Annotated in this window: 21 protein-coding genes and 1 pseudogene; 15 read left to right on the top strand and 7 right to left on the bottom strand. The window is 37.3% G+C overall.

What is annotated here, in order from left to right:
- The first annotated feature begins 9 nt into the window (after window positions 1–9).
- The 4 genes from E8M05_RS07175 to E8M05_RS07160 all read left to right on the top strand — a co-directional run bounded on the left by E8M05_RS07175 (window position 10) and on the right by E8M05_RS07160 (window position 2,784).
- Window positions 10–738 (top strand): pseudouridine synthase, encoded by a 729-nt coding sequence (locus tag E8M05_RS07175; protein WP_003065506.1) that lies wholly within the window; start codon window positions 10–12, stop codon window positions 736–738.
- Between the two features lie 81 nt (window positions 739–819).
- Window positions 820–948, top strand: coding sequence for a DUF4044 domain-containing protein (locus tag E8M05_RS07170; protein ID WP_003065505.1), 129 nt, complete (start codon window positions 820–822; stop codon window positions 946–948).
- Window positions 949–1,033: 85 nt separating this feature from the next.
- A complete protein-coding gene (gene obgE, locus E8M05_RS07165) occupies window positions 1,034–2,347 on the top strand; it encodes a GTPase ObgE (protein WP_003065504.1) in 1,314 nt (437 codons plus the stop codon).
- Between the two features lie 254 nt (window positions 2,348–2,601).
- Complete coding sequence (locus E8M05_RS07160) at window positions 2,602–2,784, top strand: hypothetical protein (protein ID WP_003065502.1); 183 nt, start codon at window positions 2,602–2,604, stop codon at window positions 2,782–2,784.
- A 127-nt stretch (window positions 2,785–2,911) separates the two neighbouring features.
- Here E8M05_RS07160 and E8M05_RS07155 read toward each other — a convergent pair whose 3' ends face one another.
- From E8M05_RS07155 to E8M05_RS07145, 3 genes are all read right to left on the bottom strand, one after another.
- On the bottom strand, window positions 2,912–4,414 hold the full coding sequence (locus E8M05_RS07155; RefSeq protein WP_003065499.1) for an ATP-binding cassette domain-containing protein: 1,503 nt from the start codon (window positions 4,412–4,414) through the stop codon (window positions 2,912–2,914).
- Between the two features lie 526 nt (window positions 4,415–4,940).
- The gene (locus E8M05_RS07150; RefSeq protein ID WP_003065497.1) at window positions 4,941–5,681 is read right to left on the bottom strand and encodes an amino acid ABC transporter ATP-binding protein; all 741 of its coding nucleotides are present in this window, start codon (window positions 5,679–5,681) and stop codon (window positions 4,941–4,943) included.
- Complete coding sequence (locus E8M05_RS07145) at window positions 5,681–7,900, bottom strand: ABC transporter substrate-binding protein/permease (protein WP_003065495.1); 2,220 nt, start codon at window positions 7,898–7,900, stop codon at window positions 5,681–5,683. Before E8M05_RS07145 ends, E8M05_RS07150 begins: the two co-directional genes overlap by 1 nt.
- Before the next feature lie 188 nt (window positions 7,901–8,088).
- Here E8M05_RS07145 and uvrB point away from each other — a divergent pair, with 188 nt between their 5' ends.
- Window positions 8,089–10,080 carry an excinuclease ABC subunit UvrB gene (gene uvrB, locus E8M05_RS07140; RefSeq protein WP_003065493.1) on the top strand — a complete coding sequence of 664 codons (1,992 nt, stop codon included), beginning with the start codon at window positions 8,089–8,091 and terminating at the stop codon, window positions 10,078–10,080.
- A 90-nt stretch (window positions 10,081–10,170) separates the two neighbouring features.
- A complete protein-coding gene (locus tag E8M05_RS07135) occupies window positions 10,171–10,635 on the top strand; it encodes an 8-oxo-dGTP diphosphatase (protein ID WP_003065491.1) in 465 nt (154 codons plus the stop codon).
- 113 nt (window positions 10,636–10,748) lie between these two features.
- Here E8M05_RS07135 and E8M05_RS07130 read toward each other — a convergent pair whose 3' ends face one another.
- The 3 genes from E8M05_RS07130 to E8M05_RS07120 form a co-directional block, all read right to left on the bottom strand.
- A complete protein-coding gene (locus tag E8M05_RS07130; RefSeq protein WP_003065489.1) occupies window positions 10,749–11,585 on the bottom strand; it encodes a sugar ABC transporter permease in 837 nt (278 codons plus the stop codon).
- On the bottom strand, window positions 11,585–12,952 hold the full coding sequence (locus E8M05_RS07125) for a carbohydrate ABC transporter permease (RefSeq protein WP_003065484.1): 1,368 nt from the start codon (window positions 12,950–12,952) through the stop codon (window positions 11,585–11,587). Before E8M05_RS07125 ends, E8M05_RS07130 begins: the two co-directional genes overlap by 1 nt.
- A gap of 129 nt (window positions 12,953–13,081) precedes the next feature.
- A complete protein-coding gene (locus E8M05_RS07120) occupies window positions 13,082–14,338 on the bottom strand; it encodes an extracellular solute-binding protein (RefSeq protein WP_003065481.1) in 1,257 nt (418 codons plus the stop codon).
- Between the two features lie 309 nt (window positions 14,339–14,647).
- On the opposite strand from E8M05_RS07120, the gene E8M05_RS07115 reads away from it, so the two are divergent.
- The 8 genes and pseudogenes from E8M05_RS07115 (at window position 14,648) to rpsU (ending at window position 24,319) form a co-directional block, all read left to right on the top strand.
- Entirely contained in the window at window positions 14,648–15,673 is a 1,026-nt protein-coding gene (locus E8M05_RS07115) for a LacI family DNA-binding transcriptional regulator (RefSeq protein ID WP_003065478.1), read from the top strand.
- A 165-nt stretch (window positions 15,674–15,838) separates the two neighbouring features.
- Complete coding sequence (gene malQ / locus E8M05_RS07110; protein ID WP_003065475.1) at window positions 15,839–17,380, top strand: 4-alpha-glucanotransferase; 1,542 nt, start codon at window positions 15,839–15,841, stop codon at window positions 17,378–17,380.
- Window positions 17,370–19,634: a glycogen/starch/alpha-glucan family phosphorylase gene (gene glgP, locus E8M05_RS07105; RefSeq protein ID WP_003065473.1), complete on the top strand. Its 2,265-nt coding sequence runs from the start codon at window positions 17,370–17,372 to the stop codon at window positions 19,632–19,634. Before malQ ends, glgP begins: the two co-directional genes overlap by 11 nt.
- A 168-nt stretch (window positions 19,635–19,802) precedes the next feature.
- The gene (locus E8M05_RS07100; RefSeq protein WP_231557394.1) at window positions 19,803–20,633 is read left to right on the top strand and encodes an ABC transporter substrate-binding protein; all 831 of its coding nucleotides are present in this window, start codon (window positions 19,803–19,805) and stop codon (window positions 20,631–20,633) included.
- A gap of 11 nt (window positions 20,634–20,644) precedes the next feature.
- Window positions 20,645–21,459, top strand: a pseudogene (locus tag E8M05_RS07095) (transporter substrate-binding domain-containing protein).
- 85 nt (window positions 21,460–21,544) lie between these two features.
- Window positions 21,545–22,657, top strand: coding sequence for an aminotransferase (locus E8M05_RS07090; protein WP_003065464.1), 1,113 nt, complete (start codon window positions 21,545–21,547; stop codon window positions 22,655–22,657).
- A gap of 115 nt (window positions 22,658–22,772) precedes the next feature.
- Window positions 22,773–23,594: an ABC transporter substrate-binding protein gene (locus tag E8M05_RS07085; protein WP_003065462.1), complete on the top strand. Its 822-nt coding sequence runs from the start codon at window positions 22,773–22,775 to the stop codon at window positions 23,592–23,594.
- Window positions 23,595–24,142: 548 nt separating this feature from the next.
- Complete coding sequence (gene rpsU / locus E8M05_RS07080) at window positions 24,143–24,319, top strand: 30S ribosomal protein S21 (RefSeq protein ID WP_000048058.1); 177 nt, start codon at window positions 24,143–24,145, stop codon at window positions 24,317–24,319.
- Window positions 24,320–24,381: 62 nt separating this feature from the next.
- Here rpsU and mscL read toward each other — a convergent pair whose 3' ends face one another.
- Window positions 24,382–24,759, bottom strand: coding sequence for a large conductance mechanosensitive channel protein MscL (mscL, locus tag E8M05_RS07075; protein WP_003065458.1), 378 nt, complete (start codon window positions 24,757–24,759; stop codon window positions 24,382–24,384).
- Window positions 24,760–25,076: 317 nt separating this feature from the next.
- Between mscL and dnaG the strand changes: the two genes are divergently transcribed.
- Window positions 25,077–26,885 (top strand): DNA primase, encoded by a 1,809-nt coding sequence (gene dnaG / locus E8M05_RS07070; RefSeq protein WP_041973164.1) that lies wholly within the window; start codon window positions 25,077–25,079, stop codon window positions 26,883–26,885.
- The last annotated feature ends 5 nt before the right edge of the window (window positions 26,886–26,890 follow it).

Here is a 26,890-nt window from a genome sequence, read left to right as displayed (position 1 = left end):
GGAAAGAAGATGCGTTTAGATAAATTTTTGGTAGAAGCAGGCATAGGATCGCGGACGGAAGTCAAACAACTGCTAAAGAAAAAACAAGTGCTTGTTAATGGCAAAGTAGAAATATCACCTAAAACACAGATTGATGAGAAGGCCGATCAGATTAGGTGTCAGGGGCAGACTCTTTCTTATGAAAAATACGTTTATTATATGTTGAATAAACCAAAAGGTGTGATTTCAGCAACGGAGGATAATCATCATAAAACCGTCTTAGATTTACTCGATAAGACAGCTTGGGATAAGGAAACCTTTCCAGTTGGGCGTTTGGATATTGATACGCATGGGCTTTTACTATTAACTAATAACGGTAAGTTAGCGCATGCCATGCTATCTCCTAAAAAACATGTTGATAAAACTTACCGAGCCAAAGTTGCTGGTCTGATGACGACTACTGATGTGGCAGCTTTTGCCAATGGTATTGACTTGAAAGATTTCACTTGTCAGCCAGCGCAGTTGGTGATTCTTGAAATAAATGAAGCAGAAAGAACAAGTGTTGTTGAAATTACCATTAAAGAGGGAAAATTCCACCAAATCAAACGCATGGTACAGGCTTGTGGCAAAAAAGTGACAGATCTTCAACGTCTCAGCATGGGGCCACTTCAATTGGATAAGCAATTGGCTCTTGGAGAGTGGCGTCGATTAACAGATGATGAGTTAGCAAGCCTTGAAGAATTTGATGTTGAATTGTAAATTTCTGCAGTAGTTATTTGATTATTTGGGGCAATCATGTTAAGATAATAGTAATAAATTCAATGAGCGAGGTGTATTAAAGTGGCATTTGGTGAAAACGGACCACGTAAAAAAACAGCGTTTGAAAAACTGACTTTAGTAGTTGTTATCTTAATGGTTCTAGTAACCGTAGGTGGTCTTATTGCGACTGCAATTGGTTCAATTATTTAAAGAACGCTGAAGAGGCGTTTTTTTATGCTTTAACCCATCAAACTTTAAAGTAATTTTTACAATAATGAAAGAATAGGAATTAATAATGAGTATGTTTTTAGATACTGCCAAAATTAGCGTAAAAGCTGGTCGTGGTGGTGACGGAATGGTTGCCTTTCGTCGTGAAAAATACGTCCCTAACGGTGGACCTTGGGGCGGTGATGGCGGTAAAGGTGGTTCAGTCATCTTTAAAGTTGACGAAGGGCTTCGTACCTTGATGGACTTCCGTTATAATCGTATTTTTAAAGCCAAATCTGGTGAAAAAGGGATGACAAAGGGAATGCACGGACGTGGTGCGGAGGACCTTATTGTCCGGGTCCCACAAGGGACAACTGTTCGTGATGCGGAAACCAATAAAGTGATTACTGACCTTGTTGAGAATGGTCAAGAATTCGTTGTTGCTCGTGGCGGACGTGGTGGACGTGGTAATATTCGCTTTGCGACACCACGTAACCCAGCACCTGAAATCGCTGAAAATGGTGAACCTGGTGAGGAACGTAACCTTCAATTAGAATTAAAAATCTTGGCTGACGTTGGTTTGGTTGGATTCCCATCAGTTGGTAAATCAACATTGTTGAGTGTTGTGACAGCTGCTAAACCTAAAATTGGTGCTTACCACTTTACAACAATCGTGCCTAATCTTGGAATGGTTCGTACCAAATCAGGTGATAGCTTTGCTATGGCTGACCTTCCAGGGTTGATTGAGGGCGCTTCACAAGGTGTTGGACTAGGTACACAATTCCTTCGCCATATTGAGCGTACACGCGTTATCTTACACGTGATTGATATGTCAGCTAGTGAAGGTCGTGACCCGTATGAAGATTATGTTTCTATTAATAATGAGCTTGAAACCTATAATCTTCGTTTGATGGAACGTCCACAAATCATTGTTGCAAATAAGATGGATATGCCAGAAGCGGAAGAAAACTTGAAAATTTTCAAAGAAAAATTGACAGCGAATTATGATGATTTTGAAGAGATGCCAATGATTTTCCCAATTTCAAGCTTGGCACATCAAGGACTAGAAAATCTAATGGAAGCGACAGCAGAATTACTTGCTAAGACAGATGAATTCTTGCTTTACACTGATGATGACATGATTGACGAAGAAGTTTATTATGGCTTTGCTCCAGATGAACGTCCATTTGAAATTTCACGTGATGACGATGCTGCTTGGGTATTGTCAGGTGAAAAACTTGAAAAACTCTTTGTCATGACGAATATGGAACGTGATGAATCCGTTATGAAATTTGCTCGCCAATTGCGTGGTATGGGGGTTGATGAAGCCCTTCGTGAACGCGGAGCTAAAGACGGAGACATTGTCCGAATCGGAAACTTCGAATTCGAATTTGTGGATTAACCTGCCACTTGTCGTTGATAGCTTAGCTATCTAACGACAAGACAGCAAGCTCTATATGGAGCTTGCCTAGGCATCTTACTAGTTCGAAAATGGTTCATTATCGAAACCATTTTCGAACTAGTAACTTATGTTCCAACGACGTGTTTGATTGCTGTGCTGCTTTGCTTAAATTGGAAGAATTATAAATTTTAAAGATTAATAGGAATTGTGATGATTCACAATTGAGCTTATATTACATTTTACTGGAGGTTCTTATGGGTGATAAACCGATATCTTTTCGAGATAAAGATGGTAATTTTGTATCAGCAGCCGATGTTTGGAATGCTGAAAAGCTAGAAGAACTTTTCAATACCCTTAATCCAAATCGACGTTTGCGCTTGGAGCGTGAAAAATTAGCTAAAGAAAAAGCAGATGAAGCCAAGGATCAAGAATCATAATACTCGCCTTACTTACCTGCATAAAACTCGTTTTTCAATCTCTAAGCTTGTGAAAAAACTGTCCACTGGACTTAACTCGCTTTTCAATTTCTAGACTCGTGAAAAAACTGTCCAGTGGACAGTTTTTTTAATATTTTTGAAGTTCTTTGTCAGTTAATTGATAACGCAGATTAGCAATGTCGTCAATGAATTTTCTATCGTGAGAAACACTGATAATACAGCCGTTAAAATTTCTTAAAAGTTCTCTGATTAATGGCTGACTAGTTGGTGAAAAATGCCTTGTCGGCTCATCAAGAATTAAGATATGATTTTGGGCTAAAACCATACGTGCTAAGAATAGTTTTGCTTTTTGCCCACCTGAAAGTTCAAGGACAGAGTGTTCGATTTCTTGTCTTGTAAATTGAAGGCTGGCAAGGAGTGTTCGAGCTTTTTCGCTGTCTGATACCTGTGTTAAAAATGTTAGAGCGGTCATTTCTTTGCTAAAAACACTATCGTAATCTTGTGGCATATAACCGATTGAAAAATGATTTTTATCTAGCTCTTGGTAAATTTGTGTGAGCAGACGTGTTTTTCCGATACCGTTTCGCCCAGTAATCACCAGTTTATCTTGACCTAAAATGGTTAAACTGACTTTTTGGCCAGTTGATAAATCATGATTGTCCCAAGACAGAAGTTTTTTCTTGTTATCGAGAGGGATAATATCATCGAAAAATAGTTTTATACTATCCATTTCTTCAGGAAAATTGACCATTTTTTCTTCTTCTTCTTTGGCATACCGTTTTTCAAGAGATAAGACATTTTTCATCTTTTTAGCCGCTAATCTCCCCATAGTGCTATCATGAGTATTTCGCACATTGTATTCTGCCGCCTGATGAAGCCGTTGTATTTTAGCATCTCTTTTAGCTTTTATACGGCGGTCGTTTTTGGCTTGTTCCAATTGTTTGGTGTAAGCTTTGTGACGATAAGTCATATAATCTGTGTAACTTTCTGAAAAATAGCTTGCGCGAGCAACTTGACGACGCTTTATTAACTCAAGGTGTAGAATAGCAGTAGCAGTTTTTTCTAGCAGAGCTTCATCATGAGAGATAAAAATAATTGTTTTGTCAGATGATTGAATGAATGCTTGTAAAGTATTAATTGCCTGTGCATCAAGGTCGCTAGAGGGTTCATCTAGTAAGAGTAAATCATTGGTTTCACCAACCAGTTTAGCAAGTTGTAACTTTAATTTTTCTCCACCAGATAAACTTTTCAAACTCTGATTTCTATTTTCTAAGAATTGAATATCCAAATCTAATCGCGCAGCCATTTGGTAAAAAGCATTGAAATCGAAACTAACATAATCTAAATTATCATAAAGAAATTCTGAAACTGTCATCTTTTCTTGTTTTTGTGACAAAGCTTGTGGTAAATATCCAATTTTGGGAAAATGATTATCAATTTTTCCCTCGAGAATACAGTAGTTAGTCATTAATTGCGGAGACAAAATAGCCTTTAAAAGTGTTGACTTCCCAGTACCCTCTTCGCCAATAATAGCTAATTTATCCCCAGAATTGACGATTACATTTAAATCAGAAATAAGCTGTGTTAAGTCTTTAAGATGTGTAATTGTTAAATGATTAATTTGTAGCATAAGAACCTCGCTTTCAATAAAAAACTCTCTACCAAATCAAGTAGAGAGTGAGGCTTTCTATTAATAAAACAAAATAGCACTAATAAAGGCAGAAAATAGCCATCTATTAGCTGAGGAAGTTTATTAAAGAGCACACTAAAAACAAAACTTGATATGGTAGTATCAAAAATTCTGTTCTTAGTTGTTCATTGCTCCTTTTCCTCCTAAATGTTAATTTGATATTAGTTTATCAAAAGGTGCTATAAAAGTCAAAGGTTATAGTAGGTAGTGTTAGCTAAGTGCTGTAATACCTAGCGTAGAAACTTAACAGCTTTAACTTAACCTAGTGAGAAATCTAGTTACCTACGATTTAGTAGGTAACGTAAAAGGTCGAGATGCTTTAGCATCCGACCAATATAAAAAGATTATGACGCAAAACGAGTAGGTTAATATTGAACCTACTCGTTTGCTAATAAGTGAGTTAGCTAAGTGTTATAGCACTTAGCGTAGAAAACAACAGCTTTAGCTGTCAAGTTTTCTTACTCAGTTACACATTCAAGACTTTATCAAGGAAGTCCTTTAGGCGTGGGTGTTGTGGGTTGTCGAAGATTTGTTCTGGTGTGCCGTCTTCGAGGAATTCACCGCCGTCAGTAAAGATAACGCGGTTGGCAACTTTACGAGCAAATCCCATTTCGTGAGTGACGATTAACATTGTCATGCCTTGTTCTGCAAGATTTTTCATAACGTTAAGAACATCTCCGACCATTTCTGGGTCAAGTGCAGAAGTAGGCTCGTCAAAAAGCATGATATCAGGATTCATGGCTAAACTGCGAGCGATAGCCACACGTTGTTTTTGTCCCCCTGATAAGCTTTCGGGTTTTGCGTCACGTTTATCAGCTAAGCCGACTTGGTCAAGAAGTTCCATGGCATGTTTTTCTGCCTCTTCTTTGCTTTCCTTACCTAGTTCGATAGGCGCAAAGGTAATGTTTTCAAGAACTGTCATGTGTGGGAAAAGGTTAAAGTGTTGGAATACCATTCCAATATCCTCACGAACTTTATCGACATCAGTTTTTGGGTCAGAAAGTTCATAACCATCAACGATAACTTTCCCACTTGTGATTGTTTCAAGTAAGTTGAGGGTACGTAGGAATGTTGATTTTCCTGAACCTGAAGGACCAATAATACAAACAACATCACCTTCGTGGAACTGAGTTGTGATTCCTTTTAAGACCTCATTATTTCCATAAGATTTGTGCAAATCTTGTACATCAATTTTTAATTCTGCCATTATTTAAGCCTCTTTTCTAGACGTTTTGCTAAACGTGTCAAAAGGGTAATCATTACAAGGTAGATAACTGCTAGGATAGCATACACACGGAAAGATTGGTAGTTACGAGCAATGATAATTTTACCAGTTTGGAAGAGTTCAACAAGACCAATTGCTGATACGATAGTTGTATCTTTCAATGAAATAACGAATTGGTTGATGAAGTTTGGTAGCATTAGGCGAATAGCTTGTGGCAAGATGATTTTTTGCATTGTCTTACCATATGAAATACCCAAGCTACGGCTGGCTTCCATTTGACCTTGAGGAACAGCCTCAATACCACCACGTACGATTTCTGCAATGTAAGCACCGCCGTTAAGCGAAAGCGCAATAGTAGCTGCAACGAAATCGTTAATTGGACTTTGTCTGCCAGTGATGGATTCGAGAAGGTTTGGAATTCCCCAGAAGATAAAGGCAGCTACAATCATCAATGGGATACCACGTACGATGTCAACAAAGACAGCTGAAATAGTACGAAGAACTTTGTTTGGCGCAACAGCCATCATACCAAAGATAATACCAATAACCATAGCAATTGCAAATGAAATCAGTGTTAAGCTAAGTGTTTTTCCTAAACCTGCAAGTAATTGCGAATAGTTATTTTTGAGGAGTCCCCAGATTGTTGTTTCATCAACAGTTGATGAACTTGAGCTTGAACTATCACTTGTATCAAGGTATTTATTGACGATTTCGTCGTATTCGCCAGATTCAACCAAGGCAGCAAGACCGTTGTTGAACATTTCAATCAATTCTGGGTTAGAACCTTTGCTAACGGCAAATCCGTATTCACCGGATTTTTCCCCAGCGATAGGTGTTTCAAAGTCGCGTCCTTGTTGGATAGCGTAGAGGAGAACGGCTTCATCATCCATTAAGGCATCAATAGAACCAGAGTTCAAGCTGTCATACATTGTTGAGGCTTCGTCAAAAGCTTTCAAGGTATAACCGTATTCGTCAGCGTGTTCAGATAACCATGTGTAAGATGATGTTCCGTTTTTAGCTCCGACAGTTAAGCCTTTTAAATCACTATAACTTTTAACGCTGCTACCAGATTTTACAGCAAGTAAGATATTTGAAGTGTAGTAAGCATCAGAGAAATCAAAAATTTCCTTACGAGCGTCTGTGATTGACATACCTGCTATGACCGCATCCGCTTGTCCAGCTTGAACCGCGTTAAGCGCAGCATCAAAACCAGGGTTAGAAATTTCAACGTTGAAACCTTGTTGTTCAGCGATAGCTTTAATCAATTCAACGTCGATACCTTCATATTCACCAGAATCATTTTGGTATTCAAATGGTGCGAAAGAAGAGTCCATGACGATTTTGTAAGTACTTTTAACGGGTGTAGCTTTAGCAGAAGCGTCTCCAGTTAATGTTAAGGTACTTGAAGCGGCTGAACTATTAGATGATGAGCTTGTTGAAGAAGATGTATATGAATCACCTAACCATTTTTGCATGATTTGGTCATAAGTACCGTCTTCTTTCATAGCAGCAAGGGCTTCGTTGAATTCATCAATCAAATATTCGTAGCTGCTTCCTTTTTTAACAGCAAAAGCGAAGCTTCCGATTGATTCTGCATCGATATTGATTTCATATGATTTTCCTTGATTGATAGCGTATTGAACAACTGGTGTGTCGTCCATCGCTGCATCAATAGAACCAGAATCAAGGCTGTTATTCATCAAATCGCTAGTATCAAATGTTTTGACAGTATAGTCATATTTATCAGCATGTTCGTCAAGCCAAGTTTGGGCAGCAGTACCATTTTTAACACCGACAGTTTTACCTTTTAATTGGCTATATTTTGAAATGGCTGTGTTACCACTTTTGGTGTAGATAACGATTGAAGTATCATAATAGGTATCAGAGAAAGTAAAGACTTTCTTACGTGCGTCAGTAACGGTTGTTCCTGCCATAAGAGCATCAGCTTGTCCCGCTTGAACAGCGTTTACTGCAGCATCAAAACCAGGGTAAGTTTGTTCGTAGTCCCATCCCTCGCGTTTAGCGACTTCTTTGATGATATCAACATCAATCCCTTTATAAGTTTGGTCTGAATCTTTAAATTCGAATGGGGCATAAGCTGTATCAGATACAATGCTAATTGTGTCTGCTTGAGCTTTGACACCAAACACAAAGAATACAGAGAATATTGCTAGCATAAGAGCTTTCAATTTGTGCTTCATGTTAGTCTCCTTTTGGTTAGAATAGTATTATTATACCAAAATTCAGACATTAAGGCAAATTTAAGAAACATGTGATGTTAGAAAATCTTACATGAAATACTATGATTTTAGCAATAATAGTCTAAAAATCCCTTTTTTACTGACTTGTGTTACAATAAGAGTAACAAATTTCAGTTTTGAGGATTATCATGATAGATAGAGTAGAGAACAATCAATTTAAATTAGTATCAAAATACCAACCGTCTGGAGACCAACCAGAAGCTATTGAGGCTTTGGTGGATAATATTGAAGGTGGGGAAAAAGCTCAAATTCTTCTTGGAGCAACAGGAACTGGTAAGACTTATACGATGAGTCAAGTTATTGCTAAGGTCAACAAACCAACGTTGGTCATTGCTCATAATAAAACTTTGGCTGGGCAACTTTATGGGGAATTTAAAGAATTTTTCCCAGACAATGCTGTTGAATATTTTGTGTCTTATTATGATTACTATCAACCAGAAGCTTATGTGCCTTCTAGCGATACTTATATTGAAAAAGATAGCTCGGTAAATGATGAAATCGATAAATTACGCCATTCAGCAACATCAGCCCTACTAGAACGTAATGACGTTATCGTAGTAGCGTCGGTATCGTGTATCTATGGTTTGGGGTCACCAAAAGAATATGCTGATAGTGTGGTTAGTTTGCGACCTGGGCAAGAAATATCACGTGACCAATTGTTAAACGATTTGGTTGACATTCAATTTGAACGAAATGACATTGATTTTCAACGTGGCCGTTTTCGTGTGCGTGGCGACGTTGTCGAAATTTTCCCAGCCAGTCGTGATGAGCATGCTTTTCGTGTGGAATTTTTTGGTGACGAAATTGACCGTATTCGAGAAATCGAAAGTTTGACAGGTAAAGTTCTTGGTGAGGTGGAACATTTAGCGATTTTCCCTGCTACACACTTCATGACCAATGAGGAACATATGGAGCACGCCATTCACAACATTTTGGAAGAAATGGAAGAGCAGGTCAAGCAGTTTGAGGCAGAAGGAAAGTTGATAGAAGCGCAGCGTATTCGCCAAAGAACAGAATACGATGTTGAAATGCTTCGTGAAATGGGCTATACAAATGGTGTCGAAAATTATTCGCGTCATATGGACGGTCGTTCAGAAGGGGAGCCACCGTTTACCTTACTTGATTTCTTTCCAGAAGATTTCCTTATTATGGTTGATGAAAGTCACATGACCATGGGTCAAATCAAAGGAATGTATAACGGAGACCGTTCGCGTAAGGAAATGCTGGTTAATTATGGTTTTCGTTTACCAAGTGCGCTTGATAATCGTCCCTTGCGCCGTGAAGAATTTGAAAGTCATGTTCACCAAATTGTTTACGTGTCAGCCACCCCAGGGGATTACGAGCTGGAACAAACTGATACTGTTGTTGAACAAATCATTCGTCCAACTGGTTTACTTGACCCTGAAGTGGAAGTGCGTCCAACCATGGGACAAATGGATGATTTGCTCGGTGAAATCAATAGACGTGCTGAAAAAGGCGAACGCACTTTCATTACAACATTAACTAAGAAAATGGCAGAAGATTTGACCGATTACCTCAAAGAAATGGGTGTCAAAGTCAAGTATATGCATTCAGATATTAAAACGTTGGAACGTACGGAGATTATTCGTGATTTGCGTCTAGGTGTTTTTGATGTCTTGATTGGGATTAATTTGCTTCGTGAAGGAATTGACGTCCCAGAAGTAAGTTTGGTTGCCATTCTTGATGCGGACAAGGAAGGATTCTTGCGCAATGAACGTGGTCTTATTCAAACGATTGGGCGTGCAGCGCGAAACAGCGAGGGGCATGTTATCATGTATGCTGATAAGATTACAGAATCCATGCAAAAAGCCATGGACGAAACTGCGCGTCGTCGTGAAATTCAAATGCGTTACAATGAAGAACATGGTATTATTCCGCAAACAATCAAAAAAGATATTCGCGATTTGATTGCCATTTCGAAAAGTTCTGATACAGATGTCACAGAAGATATTCCAGACTACAATGCTATGACGAAAGCAGAACGTCAAGAGACCATTAAGAAACTTCAAAAACAAATGCAAGAAGCAGCAGAAATGCTCGATTTTGAACTTGCTGCCCAATTGCGTGATATGGTATTAGAATTGAAAGCCTTGGATTAGAATTGAGATTCATGTAAAAGTTCACTTTAGAACACCCTAAAAACAATTAATATTAAGTATTAGCGTAGAGAATAGAATTCGGAGGAAAATATGTCACGTGCACAGAGTGTGATTTTAACAAATATGTGCTTAATTGAGGATGGTCAGGGAAATGTTGTCATGCAGATTCGTGACCCAAAACGTTATCGTTGGTCTGGTTATGCGCTTCCTGGAGGGCATATTGAGCCACACGAAGGTTTGGTTGAGTCTGTTATTCGTGAAGTTAAGGAAGAAACTGGTTTGACGATTAACGATCCACAATTAGTAGGAATGAAACATTGGTACACTAAAGAAGATGAACGCTACCTTGTTTTCTTATATCGAGCTTCTGACTACGTCGGTGATATTCATTCGACTGACGAGGGCGAAATTAAATGGATTCCTCGCAAGGAATTACCAAAACTAGATTTAGCTTATGATATGCTCAATTTGCTTCGCGTTTTCGAGGAAGATGACCTCAACGAACTCTTTTACCGTGAACGTTTGAAAGATGATTTCTTACGCGAATTTTGGTAAGAAACAAAATTTTCTACTACAATTAATAATGTAGTAAAAATAAAACAGCTTGGAAGAATCGTTCTAAGCTGTTTTTGATAATTAATTTAGAAGGGGAAATGCTAGGTTTTAGATTATTTAACAGAACCGCCTGTAATACCTTCCACGTAGTATTTTTGCATAAACATGAAGAGTAATGTGATTGGAATGGCGATAATAACTGAACCTGCTGTAAATGACATGAACCAATCATTGATGGTATCTTGTTGCAACATTGAGAAGAGTCCAATGGCAACGGTGTATTTACTTGTCGCATCTCCTAAGATAACCTTAGCAAAGATGAAGTCAATCCAAGGTCCGATGAAAGCCATAAGCGCTGTATAAACGATAATTGGTTTTGAAAGAGGAAGTGTGATTTTAAAGAAAATATCAGCGCGTGTTGCTCCATCAATCATGGCAGATTCATCAAGTGAGTAAGGAATTGTATCAAAGAACCCTTTGGCAATATAGAAGCCTAGTGCTGCACCAGCTGAGTAAACCAAGACAAGGGCAAGAAGTGTTTGGTCAAGGTTAAAGGCTTTTAAGATGTAGTAAACGGCAATCATACTCATAAAGCCAGGGAACATATTAAGCACAAGTGCTAGTTTCAAGAAACCGTTGCGGTGTTTAAATTTGATACGACTGAGTGAGTAAGCCATAGCAACCGTGATAAAGGTTGCTATGATACAAGATGCTGTTGCAACTAGCAATGTATTTAAGAACCATTGTCCAAAAGGAAAGGCATCTGATGTGAATAATTTGATATAATTATCCAGCGTCCAAGTTTTTGGAATGAAATAGTTAACATAAGCTGTTCCTTCGCCACGGAAACTTGTAAGGACAACCCAAACAATTGGAAAGAGCCAGATGATTGATAAAACAATCAGTAAAATATAGACAAACGTCAATCTTAATCGTTTTTGGTTTTTCATTATTTCGCAACCCCTTCCTTATAAGAACTTGTTCTTGTGTAAGCTAGAAGACTGAACACGGCAGAAAGAACAAAGATGATGATACCGATAACAGAAGCAAGGTTGTAGTCTGCTGCAGTAACTGTCAAATTGTAAAGCCATGTAACAAGCAAGTCTGTGCTACCAGCTTGATAGAAATTAGAGTTAGTAGGACCACCACCAGTAAGGAGGTAGATAACGTTGAAGTTGTTGATGTTACCGATAAATTGTTGAATCAAGTTCGGCATCATAACCAGTAAAATTTGAGGAAATGTGATTGATTTGAAAATCTGGAATTTGCTTGCTCCGTCAATTTCAGCAGCTTCAATTTGCTCTTGTGGCAAGTTCATGATGATACCAGTAGCAACCAACATTGTTACAGGAATACCAACCCACATGTTAACGATGATAATTGAGAACTTGGCCCAAAGCGGATCAGATAAGAATGGCAATGGATTGGCAGCTGAGACGAGTCCGATTTTTTCAAGAATAGCATTGATTGGACCAGCATCGCTAAGCAAGTTTCTCATGATAAGAAGTGAAATGAATTGTGGCACCGCAATGATAATAACAAAGATTGTTCGCCACATTTTCTTCAATTTCAAACCTTTAGTATTGATAATAAGAGCTAAAATAATACCAAAGAAGAAGTTTGTTACTGTGGCAAATACTGCCCAAATCAAGGTCCAAGAAAGCACTGGGAAGAATGTTCCTGCCATACGACCGTTGAAGATATTACCAAAGTTAGTGAAACCAACCCAATCAAAGAGACTCTTTGGTGGTAGGTGATTGTGGTCATAACTTGTAAATGCCAAACAAATCATGTAAATCAATGGTAAGATGGTAAAGAGCAGAACACCAATCATTGGAATTGCCATCAAAGTCATGTGGAAACGACCATTAGCAAGTGTTTCAAAATCTTCTTTGAACGTTGGAATCTTTTTGTTTTCTTTATCTAGAACATAAAGATTACGCGCACTTTTTAGGTTACACCAGTAAATGTAAGCAAAGACAAGGCAGAAAATCAAGGCTGCTAAACCGAAGATTAGCATTAACATTGAGTTATCACCCTCAACAGCGACTTTCATCTTAATGCCACCAACTGTTTTCTCAACAAGTCCTTGTTCTTGCGTACCCAAAGTGATTAACCCTTGCAAACTCGGAATAATTGAAGTAACAAAAGCAATCAAAAATAGGATTTCTGAAAGTAAGAATAAACATCCCTTAATAATCTGTTTATGATAGAAATTTGAAAATCCCATAATCAGAAATGACAGTTTAGTATCAAAGCCACCTTTTTTGAAAACTTCTTTAACAGGTACACTGTCAAAATATTGTGAATTAATCATACAAAACTCCTTTTACATCATTATTGGAAGTCACTGCTAAAAGTTTTAAGCTTAAATATCTTAGCAATAACTTCTATAATGATTAACCTAAAAATAAAGTGGGGAAGTGACTCCCCACTTTAATACGTCTTACTCAGCAGCAGCTAAATCTGCGTCAAATTCTTGTAATTTAGTGAGGTAGTCACTACTTTGAATTTTACCATTATAGACATCGCTGAGAAGAGCAGCACTTTCAGTCCAGAATGTTGTCATTTGACTAAGTTTAGGTGTAACAACTGTGTAGTCAGATGATGATGCCATCTTGATGACTGCTTGTGCCAATTCGTTTGATTGAACGGTATCAGATTCTTGAACTTCTTTGTTTGCTGGGATGATGTTACGTCCTTCATAGGTAAATTGGTTTTCTTGGCTTTCAGCGCTAGTCAACATTGAAGCAAGTTTGTAAGAAGCAGCGATACGGTCTGTGTCAGAACCAGCAGGTGCTTGGTTTACAGCAAAAAGTTTAACACCAAGGAAAGCTTTTTGTTGAACAGTATTTCCACCGATTGTTACAGTAGGGTAAACAGCGATACCGAGATTTTCTTCACCGATAGCTTCTTGTGCAGCTGACAAATCCCATGGTCCTGTTTCGATCGCAGCAACGCTACCATCACCAAATTTAGACATAGCGTTTTCAGCTGTTAGGTTAACAAATCCGCTGTTTGAGTTTTGGTCTGAAATCCATTGAAGGACAGATACACCAGCTTCGTTACCCCAGTTTGTGCCATCAACTGTTTCACCGTCTTTTCCGAACAATGTGTCACCAACTGACATGAAAAGTGGGGCAGTAGCGTAAGCATTCATTGATTTGAAAGTAGCACCAAATGTAGCTTTGCTTGTAATTGTCTCATAGTTAGTAACATCCTCTTCAGAAAGTTTAGACTTATTATAGAAGAGAACTTGTGATTCAATACCGAATGGGAAGGCGTATGTTTTACCATTGTATTGAGCACCAGCAACTGCTTGGTCGGTATCGTTTTCAGCAATTTCGTTGGCATATTCTTCTGGAACTTCTTGAATAACACCAGATTCTACTAATTGACCAAGTTGGTCATGTGGGAGTGAAAAGACATCAGCAGCTTTTTCTGGGTCTTTTTTTACATTTTCTTGTGCTTTTGAATCGTTTGATTCAACAACTTTTACAGTGTAGCCAGATTCTTCTTCGAATTGTTTAACGACTTCTGAATAAGATTCTTTAGCGCCTGTTGGAACCCATAATTTAATAGTCTTGCTTGATGAAGAGCTTGAACTATTTGATGAGGAATTTGAGCAAGCGACTAATACGCTACCTGCGAGTGTAAGACCTGCACCAGCAAGGACCATTTTTTTCCATGTATTCTTCTTCATGATTTCCCCTCCTAGAGAAAGATTAGTAATATAATTGTTACACCTATATTATGCAACCGCTTGCAGATATTGTCAAGCGATTTTTTGAAAAAAATTTAGTTTTTAAACCCCAAAATGGTCATAAAAGCTTGATTTAAGCGATCTCATAACAATAAAAAATTTTTTGTCAAAAAAGTTGTAAGATATAAAGGCAAACAATTGCAGAAAATCTGCTTTTATGTATAATAGGGAGTAAAATAAGATTTTGCAAGTAAAATCTTGTCAGTACTGTAAATCTATTATAAAATGAAAAGTGAAAAGGAGACATAAATGGTTACAATAAAAGATGTAGCGGCTGAAGCTGGCGTGAATCCTTCAACAGTTAGCCGCGTTTTAAAAGATAATAAATCCATTTCTCAGAAAACAAAAGATAAAGTTCGGAAAGCGATGGCAGATCTTGGTTATGTGCCCAATGTTGCCGCGCAAATGTTAGCAAGCGGTTTAACTTATAACGTTGGTTTGATTTTTCCACCATTAATTACTCCAGATCGTTTGAATGAACCTTTCTTTATGCAAATTTTGTCAACAATTACAAGTGAAGCAAAGCTAAATGATTTTACGGTATCAATCGCAACAGGGATGACGGTTGATGAACTTGAAGAACAGGTTAAATTGATGTATCGTCAGAAGCGTGTTGATGGTTTTATTATCCTTTATTCTGACCCTGATGATCCTGTTCGTAAGTATTTAATGGACAATGACGTGCCATTTGTTATCGTAGGAGCACCAGAAGGTTTTGAAAACGACATTACTTATATTGATAATGATAACCAATTAATGGGGAAAAAAGCAGTAGAATACCTTTACCAAAAAGGACATCGTGAGATTCTTTTTGTAACAGATGATTTAAAATCTGAAGTGTCATCAGAACGTTATTTTGGTTACCTACGTGGCATGGAGAAATTAGAGCTTGATAGCAATCCTGCACTCTTATTTGACCGTAGAGATCCTATGGTATTAGAAGAACTAATTCAAAAAATCGAAGAGAGCAAAGCAACCGCTTTAATTGTTATTGCAGATACGATTTCGGTTAGAATTACGCAGTTTTTATCTTATTATCAATTGAGTGTACCTGATGATATTTCGATTATTACTTTCAATAACTCAGCATATTCAACCCTAGTTCACCCGTATTTAACAACCTTTGATATTAATGTTTCAAATCTTGGACGAATAAGTTTTAGAAGATTGGTAGAGTTGATTAAATCGCCTAAAACAGCTATTACTGAAAAAATTATTGTTCCATTTACGCTTAGAGAACGTGAAAGTGTACGCCAATTACACGTTGATGATTAACTAAAAAGGGTTTAACAGCTTTTTAGCTTTGTTTTAATACCCTATATCGCCTTATTAGCTAATAAGGTGATTTTTTTGTGAAAATTTTTCAAGAAAATAGTTGACTAATGCAAACGGTTGCGTTATAATTTGCAATGTAAAGATAGTTGATAAAGGAGAAAACGTATGAAAAAACGTGCAAGTGGTGTATTGATGCATATCACATCGCTACCTGGAAAGCAAGGGGTGGGAACATTCGGACAAGAAGCCTATGACTTTGTTGATTTCTTAGTTGAAACTGACCAAACATACTGGCAAATTTTACCACTAACAACGACAAGTTATGGTGATTCCCCTTATCAATCGTTCTCAGCTACTGCGGGAAATACGCATCTGATTGACCTTGAACTCCTTAGTGAACAAGGTTACCTTGATAAAAAAGATTTTGAAACCGTTAATTTTGGTGATGATTTAGAGTCTGTTGACTACGCTCGTATTTTTGAATTGCGCCGTCCTATTTTGGAAAAAGCAGTTAAAGCCTTCTTGAGTCAAAAGGAAAATATTGAAGCCTTAGCTGAATTTGAAAAAGATACGAGCTGGCTACAAGATTTTGCAGACTTCATAGCAATTAAAGAATTTTTTGATAACAAAGCTCTACAAGAATGGGACGATAAAGCGGTTGTTAGACGAGAAGAAAAGGCTCTTGAAACTTACCGTGCTAAATTAAAAGACGCTATTCTTTACCATAAAGTCACTCAATATTTCTTCTATCAACAATGGGCTAAACTCAAAGCTTATGCTAATGAAAATGGTATTGAAATTATTGGTGATATGCCAATTTATGTTTCAGCTGATAGTGTTGAAGTATGGACAATGCCTGAACTCTTCAAAGTAGATAGTGATAAAAATCCAATTTGCATTGCCGGTGTTCCTGCGGATGAATTCAGTGATGATGGTCAGCTCTGGGGAAATCCAATTTATGATTGGAAAAATCATGCTAAGACAAATTACGCTTGGTGGGTTTACCGTATTCAAGAAGGCTTCAAATTGTATGACCTTCTTCGTATTGACCATTTCAAAGGCTTCTCAGATTATTGGGAAATCCGTGGTGACTACGAAACAGCAAATGACGGTAGTTGGGAACCAGGTCCAGGACGTGCTTTATTTGATGTTGTCAAAGACAAACTTGGTGACCTTCCGATTATCGCTGAAAACCTTGGTTACATCGACGAAAAAGCTGAACAGTTATTGACAGATACAGCTTTCCCAGGCATGAAAATTCTTGAATTTGGCTTCTATGACACCGAAGGAAAGAGTATTGATGCTCCTCATAACTGTAATAAAAATAGCGTTGCTTATACAGGAACACACGATAATGAAGTTATCAACGGTTGGTATGACAACTTGACTGCCGAGCAAAAAGCATTTGTGAATGCTTACACTCACCGTAGTGACGATGAACCGATTACACAAGCTATGCTTCGGACATTGTTTGTGACTGTTAGTGATGTTGCGATTGCGACAATGCAAGATCTACTTGATAAACCAGCTGATAGCCGTATGAATATTCCAAATACTGTTGGTGGCAACTGGCAATGGCGTATGCTTAAAGAAGATTTGACAGATGAGCGCAAAGCTTTCTTGAAAGATATTACAGCACTTTACTGCCGCAAAAATACATTTAAAACGATAACTAAAGAAGAAAAGGCGACTAAAAATGACAACTAATTTCATAAACTATCTCCAATCAAAAGGGCAAATACTTGCTGAATTGAGCAATGAAGATATTTACGTAGCACTTTTACATTACGTTAAAGACTTGGCAGCTGAAAAACCAAAAAACACAGCAAAACGCAAAGTTTACTACATTTCTGCTGAATTCCTTATCGGAAAACTATTGTCAAACAACCTTATCAACCTTGGCATCTACAAAGATGTTAAAGCTGAATTAGCAGCAGCTGGTAAATCAATTGCCGAAGTAGAAGATGTTGAACTTGAACCATCTCTTGGTAACGGTGGACTTGGTCGTTTAGCATCATGTTTCATTGATTCGATGTCAACACTTGGTATTAACGGTGAAGGTGTTGGTCTTAACTATCACTGCGGACTTTTTAAACAAGTTTTCGTTGATAACCAACAAGAAGCAGAAGCTAACTACTGGATTGAAAAAGATTCATGGCTTGTTCCAACTGATATCAGTTATGATGTGCCATTTAAAGATTTCACACTTAAATCTCGTCTTGACCGTATCGATGTTTTGGGTTATAAACGTGACACTAAAAACTATTTGAACTTGTTTGATATTGACGGTCTTGATTATGGTTTGATTCATGATGGTATTTCATTTGATAAGACGGAAATCAGGCAAAACTTGACACTTTTCCTTTATCCAGATGATTCAGATAAGAACGGTGAATTGCTTCGTATTTACCAACAATATTTCATGGTTTCAAATGCGGCACAGTTATTGATTGATGAAGCTATCGAACGTGGGTCAAACTTGCATGACTTGGCTGATTATGCTTATGTGCAAATCAATGATACTCACCCATCAATGGTCATTCCAGAACTTATCCGTCTTTTGACTGAAAAACATGACATTGACTTTGACGAAGCTGTTTCAATCGTGAAAAATATGGTTGGTTACACTAACCACACTATCTTGGCAGAAGCGCTTGAAAAATGGCCTCTTGACTACCTTAACGAAGTTGTTCCTCATTTGGTAACAATCATTGAAAAATTGAATACATTGATTGCTAGCGAATACTCTGATCCAGCTGTTCAAATTATTGACGAAGCTGACCGTGTTCACATGGCACATATGGATATTCATTTCTCAACATCTGTCAATGGGGTAGCTGCGCTTCACACTGAAATCCTTAAAAACAGTGAGTTGAAACCGTTCTATGATATTTATCCTGAAAAATTCAACAACAAAACAAACGGTATCACATTCCGTCGCTGGCTTGAATTTGCCAACCAAGATTTGGCTGACTATATCAAAGAACTTATCGGCGATGACTACTTGACTGATGCGACTAAGCTTGAAAAATTACTTGCTTTTGCTGATGATGAAGCTGTTCATGCTGAATTGGCTGAAATCAAGCACAATAATAAACTTGCTCTTAAACGTTACCTCAAAGAAAATAAAGGTATTGAACTTGACGAAAACTCAATTATTGATACACAAATCAAACGTTTCCACGAGTACAAACGTCAACAAATGAATGCTCTTTATATTATTCATAAATACCTTGAAATTAAAAGTGGTAACTTACCAGAACGTAAGATTACTGTTATCTTTGGTGGTAAAGCAGCACCTGCTTACATCATTGCCCAAGATATCATTCACTTGATTCTTTGCTTGTCAGAAGTGATTAACAACGACCCAGAAGTTAACCAATACCTAAATGTTCACTTGGTTGAAAACTATAACGTTACCGTTGCTGAACACTTAATTCCTGCGACAGATATTTCTGAACAAATCTCTCTAGCATCAAAAGAAGCTTCAGGGACTGGTAATATGAAATTCATGCTCAACGGTGCATTGACTCTTGGTACAATGGACGGTGCCAATGTTGAAATTGCTGAATTAGCAGGAATGGATAATATTTATACATTTGGTAAAGATTCTGATACTATCATTGATCTTTATGCAACGGAAGGTTATATATCAACTGATTACTATGAAAATGACCCAGTTATCAAAGAAGCTGTTGACTTCATCGTTAGTGATGAATTAGTGAAATATGGTAATGCAGAACGTCTTGAGCGTCTTTACAATGAATTGATTAACAAAGACTGGTTCATGACTTTGATTGACCTTAAAGAATACATTGCTGTTAAAGAACAAATGCTTGCTGATTACGAAGACCAAAAAGTTTGGATGACAAAAGTCGTTAAAAATATTGCCAAAGCTGGTTTCTTCTCATCAGACCGTACAATTGAACAATACAACGGCGAAATCTGGCACAGCAACTAAGACAATAACGCGCAATGTGAAAATACAAAAAAGGCTGATTTCTCAGCCTTTTTGCTATTCTATACAGAAATAATGTAAAAATGTTGAATTTTTATAAATTTACAGGTTGACAAATGTATAAATATTAAATATAATGTATTTATATCAAAAAGAAAAGAGAAAATGATTATGAAGGTAAGTAAATTATTTGGTGGTTTAGCAGTAGCGGCGGCTTCGCTTTTCCTATTGTCAGCTTGTGGTTCTAGCAGTTCAGAAGATACATCAGTATCAGATATCAAAGACAAAGGAACACTTGTTGTTGCGTTGAACCCAGAGTTCGCTCCGTTTGAATTTAAAACATTGGTGGACGGCAAAGATACTATTGTTGGGGCTGATGTTGAGATTGCTAAAGCTATTGCAGAAGAACTTGGTGTGGATGTCAAATTTTCATCAATGTCATTTAATAACGTTCTTGCGAGTCTTCAATCTGGCAAAGCAGACATTGCCATCTCAGGAATTTCAGCAACAGAAGAACGTAAGAAAGCTTATGATTTCTCAGATCCTTATTATGAAGCTGAGAATGTTGTTCTTATCAGAAAAACAGATGTTGATAAATATACAGATACAGACTCTTTAGACGGTCTATCAGTTGGTACTCAAAAAGGAAGTATCCAAGAAACAGTTGCTTCTGAACAATTAGCAGGTGCAAAAGTCGTTTCATTGACACAAAACAGTGAAATGATTAACGAATTAAAAAATTCACAAATTGAAGCAGTTGTCCTTGAAAAACCAATTGCCGAAGGTTATGTGGCAAATAACAGTGACCTTACTATTGCAGGTATCACGTTAACGTCAGATGATGCTGATGCCTACGCTGTTGCTCTTCCTAAAGGCAGTACAAAATTAACTAAGAAAGTTAATAAAGTTATCAAGGAATTAAAAGAATCTGGAAAAATTAATCAGTTCATTCAAAATGCTTATGAATTATCAGTAAGTGACTCTAGTGATTCTGACGACTAAGAAGATGCTGTATGAAAAATTTTTTTAGGGGATTTATCTTATTTGTAACACTAGGAGGTTTGTCAGCTTGTTCATCTTCGACAGGTATCAGCCAATTCAGTATTTAAAATAAAGGAAAAATTGTGATTGCAACAGAGTCAGAATTCGCACCGTTTGAATTTAAAATACTAATCGATGCCAAAGATAGTTTTGTTGGTGCCGATATTGAACTGGAAAATGCTATCGCTGATACTCTTGGTGTAGATGTAGATTTTTCGCTAATGTCATTTAACAATGTATTGGCTTCGGTGACTTCTGGGAAAGCAGATATTGCAATCGCAAGAGTTTCAGTAACGGACGAACGTAAGAAAGCTTATGATTTTTCGGACGCTTACTATGAGGCTGAAAATGTTGTCATCATCAAAAAATCGGACGAGGCAACCTATACCACACTTGAAAGTTTGGCAGGAAAAGCAGTTGGTGCGCAAAAAGGTTCAATCCAAGAAAACATTGCGAAAGACCAATTGCCAGATTCGAGCCTCGTTTCCTTAACATCAAACGGCGAAATGATTAATGAATTGAAAAATAATCAGCTTCAAGCAGTTGTTTTGGGGAAAGCTATTGCTGAAGGCTACGTTTTACAAAATGATGATTTGATGATTGCAGATATGACCTTGGAATCAAACGATATAGATGCTTATGCGGTCGCATTGCCGAAGGAACAGGCCAAGATTTAATTGATACCGTCAATAACGTTGTCAAAAAAGTCGAAGGTTCTGGTGATTTTGATGCTTGGCTTGAAAAAGTAGCGACTTACACACAAAGTAGTTCAAGTTCAGATGAATAATGTCAAGACTGAGAGTTTTTTACTCCCAGTTTTTATGTCATCATGGTAAAATGATGATAGTAATAGAAAGTTCGTGAGGTTTGAGATGAAATTACCACGTTTTGGCGTTGAAGAATGGCTCAATGTCCATGAAAAGGAAGCAGTCTATGATATTGCAGGCGTTTCGATTGAGGCGCTAACCTTGCAGGAATTATTTGAATTGACTGGCGTTTCGCAAGAAGAATTTTACCAAGAATTATTAACTAAAAAGTTAAATTATGGTTGGATTGAAGGCTCACCTGACTTTAAAAAAGCAGTTAGTAATCTCTACCATTCTGTATCAGAAAGTCAGATTCTTCAGACGAATGGGGCGACGGGAGCGAACATGTTGGTTTTATATGGATTGATTGAACCGAAAGACCATGTGATTTCTATCTATCCAACTTACCAGCAGTTGTACGATATTCCGAAATCATTGGGAGCCGAAGTTGACCTTTGGCAAGTCAAAGAGGAAAATGATTGGTTGCCTGATTTAGATGAGTTGCGCCAGTTGATTCGCCCAAATACTAAAATGATTTGCATTAATAATGCCAACAATCCAACAGGAGCTGTTATGGACGATGAGTATCTGCAGGAGTTAGTTGCGATTGCTAAATCGTGTGGTGCTTATATTTTGGCAGATGAGGTTTATTGTTCGTTTACGACTAAAAGAGTTTCCTCTATTGTAGATTTATATGATAAGGGAATCTCGGTTAATAGTCTCTCAAAAACATTTTCACTACCTGGCATTCGTGTTGGTTGGGTAGCAGCTTGTGGTGAGGTGACTGATATTTTACGAGGGTATCGAGATTACACCATGATTTGTGCGGGTATTTTTGATGATATGGTAGCTAGTTTAGCGCTCAAACATAGGGAAGCTATTTTGGCACGAAATCGCCATATTATCAGAGAAAATTTGGCAATTCTTGACCAATGGATTGCCTCAGAACCCAAAGCGTCTTACATTCGTCCTGCTGAAGTGCCGACATCTTTTGTTAAGCTTGATGTTAATGTTCCAATCGAAGCATTTTGCTTAACGTTATTGCAAAAATATGGTGTTCTATTGGTTCCAGGAAATCGTTTTGACAGAGAAGGCTATGTTCGTTTAGGCTATTCTTGCCAGCAAGAAACACTAAAACAAGGCTTGCAGTTATTATCTGCATGTTTGAAAGAATTTTAAGGAAATGCCGTAAAATACGAGCAATTCACAAAATGAATTTTTATTCAAAAAATCGTTGACGTATTGCAAAAAAATAGCTAAAATAGAGATAAGTTTAAGAGAAAAGAGAATAAATATGAAAATCAAAAAAATATTTTTAGGGATTCTTGCGCTTATTTCTGTGCTGACGTTAGCTGCTTGTGGCTCGTCATCAAATGAAAATTTACAAGAAAAAATTGTCAAAAAAGGAAAATTAGTCGTGGCTATCAGCCCAGACTACGCCCCGTTTGAGTTCAAGGCTTTGGTTGATGGCAAAGATACCATTGTTGGTGCTGATGTGGAATTGGCACAAGCTATTGCTGATGAACTTGGTGTCGAGTTAGAACTATCATCAATGAGTTTTGATAATGTTCTTTCAAGTCTTCAAACAGGAAAAGCTGACATGGCAATCTCTGGTTTGTCTTATACTGAAGAACGTGCCAAAGTCTATGACTTTTCAGATGCCTATTATGAGACTGAAAATGCTATCTTAGTTAAAGCGAGTGATGCTGATACTTATACATCAGTTGACAGTTTGTCAGGTTTAAAAGTGGCAGTTCAAAAAGGAACGATTGAAGAAGGTTTGGCAAAAGATCAACTATCAGATTCTAACATTGTTTCGTTAACAGCTATGGGCGAAGCTATTAATGAATTAAAATCTGGTCAAGTTCAAGCTGTCGATTTGGAAAAACCAGTCGCAGAAGGTTACCTTTCACAAAATTCTGACTTAGCCCTAGCAAGCTTTGCTCTTGAAACAGGCGAAGGTGATGCCAAAGCAGTAGCTATGCCAAAAGATAGCGGCGAATTGGTAAAAACGGTTAACAAAGTCATCAAAAAATTAGCCAAAGAAGATAAATACAAACAATTCATTTCAGATGCAGCTCAACTCACAGGTGATGCGGTTGATGAAGACGAATAAGAAAGGGAGTGAGACAGAAATCAGTAGTTTCGTAGAAACTTGATTTTCAGCAAGTCTTAATTTCTTATTGCTGAGTAAAACAATTCATTGAATTGTTTTACTCTCACCCTCCGAATAGCTTAAAAGGGTGGGGAAACTTTTGAGGTGGAAGATAAAGTCAAGTGAAGCTTGACATCCAAAAAGAGGGTTATAAAAGCTGATTTGTCAGCGTGTTAGAATCTACTTAGTCGCTGCGCTTTGCAATTGTGACTCAATAATAGAGGAGGGTGGGAACTTTTTGTCTCAACCTCTTTTATATCCCTCCCCCCAAAAAAACGACCACCATTGGCAGTCGTCTTTTAGGAGATTATGAAAAAGAAAAGTTTTAGAATTGTTAATATATGGCGAGAAAGCCTTAAAAAATCATAAGCATGGTGAAAATTTTACCGAAAATATTTTTTAAAATTTTTATGGTATTTTAATGCGTGTAAGGATTGACTTTTTTTGATAAATTGGGTATCCTATTAGGGAACGTGTAAATGTTACAATATCTTGAGGAGGTGAAACATATGTCAAAAACAGTAGTACGTAAAAACGAATCGCTTGACGATGCACTTCGTCGTTTCAAACGTTCTGTGACTAAAGCTGGGACTCTTCAAGAATCACGTAAGCGTGAATTCTACGAAAAACCTTCTGTAAAACGTAAACGCAAATCAGAAGCAGCTCGCAAACGTAAAAAATTCTAATTAAATTTAGATACAAGAAAAGAGGCGCCAAGCGTCTCTTTTTATTACTCTAGATTGAAAAATTATTTTTCTTTCAACAAATCGCGGATTTCTGTAAGAAGTTCTTCTTGTGTAGGTGCAGTTTCTTCTTCCACTTCATCGTATTTTTTACCAAAATCAGAAGCAGCCTTAGCGGCTTTGACGATGAAGAAGAGGGTTGTACCAACAATTAGAAAATTAATAATAGCGCTTAAGAAACTACCATAGGCAACACCATGCCAAGAAAGCTCTGCAATTTTTTCCACACCAGCAGCTTTCAAAGCAGGGTTAAGAAAAAGTGGAGTGATAACATCTTCAACAAGCGATGTTACAATAGCGTTGAAAGCTGCACCAATAACAACAGCGACAGCAAGGTCAAGGACATTGGCCTTGAATAAAAACTTTTTGAGTTCTTTAATCATAGAAAACCTCCTAAATGAAACATTAACAGCATTATTCTATCAAAAAAAGTATACAAAAAGCAGTTATTTGTCTGGAAATTTGAATAAATCTATTATTTATTTAGAGAAATATTCAAAAATGATATTCTTATTCATTAAATACTAATTTTGAGCACTTCAGTAAAAATACTTTTTATACTGGAAATAGTTTTGTTGAAATGAAAATATCAAGAAACTAAAGTGAAAAAAGATTTCGATTTTCTAAAATCATTGCAACTATTCGGAGCTTTAGATTTACAAATGCTGCTCAAAATGTTATAATGAAATACAAAACTAAAATGGGGTTAGTGCGTGGAGGTGATCTTTTGGCAATTGACAAAGAATTAATTTCCGAGATAAAAAATAGCGTTAATATTGTTGATGTTATTGGCGAGGTGGTTAGTCTTACACGTGCTGGTCGCAACTATATTGGGCTTTGTCCATTTCACAAGGAAAAAACGCCATCTTTTAATGTCATAGAAGACAAGCAATTTTTTCATTGTTTTGGTTGCGGAAAATCTGGTGATGTTTATAAGTTTTTGGAAGAATATCGTCAGGTTAGCTTTTTAGAAAGTGTTCATCTGGTAGCTGAGCGCGCTGGAATCTCTTTGAAAATTGATGTTCAACAGACGCAAACAAAGCCACAAAGTCCTAATCAGATATTGATTGACATTCATAAAGATGCGGCTAAGTTTTACAATGCTGTTTTAAAGACAACAAAAGAAGGGCAAGAAGCAAAAAGATATCTAGCGCAACGTGGTTTGACAGATGAGCTGATTGATTATTTTAATATTGGATTGTCGCCAAACGAACCTGATTTTTTATATCAATCTCTAGCGAAACGCTATGATGAGAATGTTTTGATGGGTTCAGGTCTTTTTAATTTGTCCGAAAGAACAAATCATGTTTATGATGCTTTTCAAAATCGGATTATGTTTCCGTTGACCGATGACAGTGGCCAGATTGTTGCATTTTCGGGACGGATTTGGACCAAAGAGGACCTTGAAAATAAGCAAGCAAAGTATAAGAATACTCGTTCTACAGCGCTGTTCAATAAGTCGTATGAACTTTATCATTTAGATAAAGCTCGTCCAGTAATGTCGAAAAAACATGAAGTCTATTTGATGGAAGGTTTTATGGACGTTATTGCTGCCTACCGTGCTGGTATTGAAAATGCTGTCGCTTCTATGGGAACGGCATTGACCCCAGATCATGTTAGACATCTGAAGCGTTACACCAAAAAAGTGATTTTGACTTATGATGGTGATAACGCTGGTCAAAATGCGATTGCCAAGTCTTTGGAACTTCTAAAAGACTTTAATGTTGAGATTGTGCGTGTTCCTGAGCAAATGGATCCTGATGAATTTATCAAAAAAAATTCACCACAAGCTTTGGCAAATTTGCTTGAGAATAACAGGATAAGTAGTACAGAATTTTTTATTCATTATTTGAAACCTGAAAATAACGATAATCTCCAAGCTGAGATTGCTTATGTCGAGCAAATTTCAAAAATTATTGCGCAATCGCCGTCAATTACAGCACAAAATTCGTATATTAATATGGTCGCTGATTTATTGCCTGACTTTGATTACTATCAAGTCGAGCAATCGGTAAATAGTGAACGTCTGCAAAATCGCTCAAATATGCAAGCAGAAGTAGTTAAGCAACGAGCGACTGTTGTAGAATTACCTATGTCTAAGAATATATCTGCAATTATCAAAGCAGAAAGTCAGTTAATGCACCGACTTTTGACACACGATTATCTCCTCAATGAATTTAGAAATCGTGGCGAATTTATCTTTGATACCCAAGAGTTGCAAGCTTTGTATGATTTATTAGTGCAGCAAGGTGAGGTGAATTCCTATGATTTGGCGCAACTTGATGACCAAACGTGCCAGATGTATTATCGCGTGTTGGAGGAAAATTTACCAGACGAAATTGCGAATAATGAAATAGAGGAAATTATTGACAAGCGTGATCAGCTTCTTCAAGAAAGAGATTTGCAAAAGCAAAGTAAACTCATTCGTGAGTCTAGCAATCTTGGAGATGTCGATGCAGCTTTAGCGGCTTTGGAAAATCTCATTGCCCAAAAAAGAAATATGGAATAGAGGAA

Origin of the sequence: Streptococcus pasteurianus, assembly GCF_004843545.1 — a bacterium.
In the GTDB taxonomy this organism is placed as follows: Bacteria; Bacillota; Bacilli; order Lactobacillales; family Streptococcaceae; genus Streptococcus; species Streptococcus pasteurianus.
This window is presented reverse-complemented; position numbering and strand designations above follow the sequence as displayed.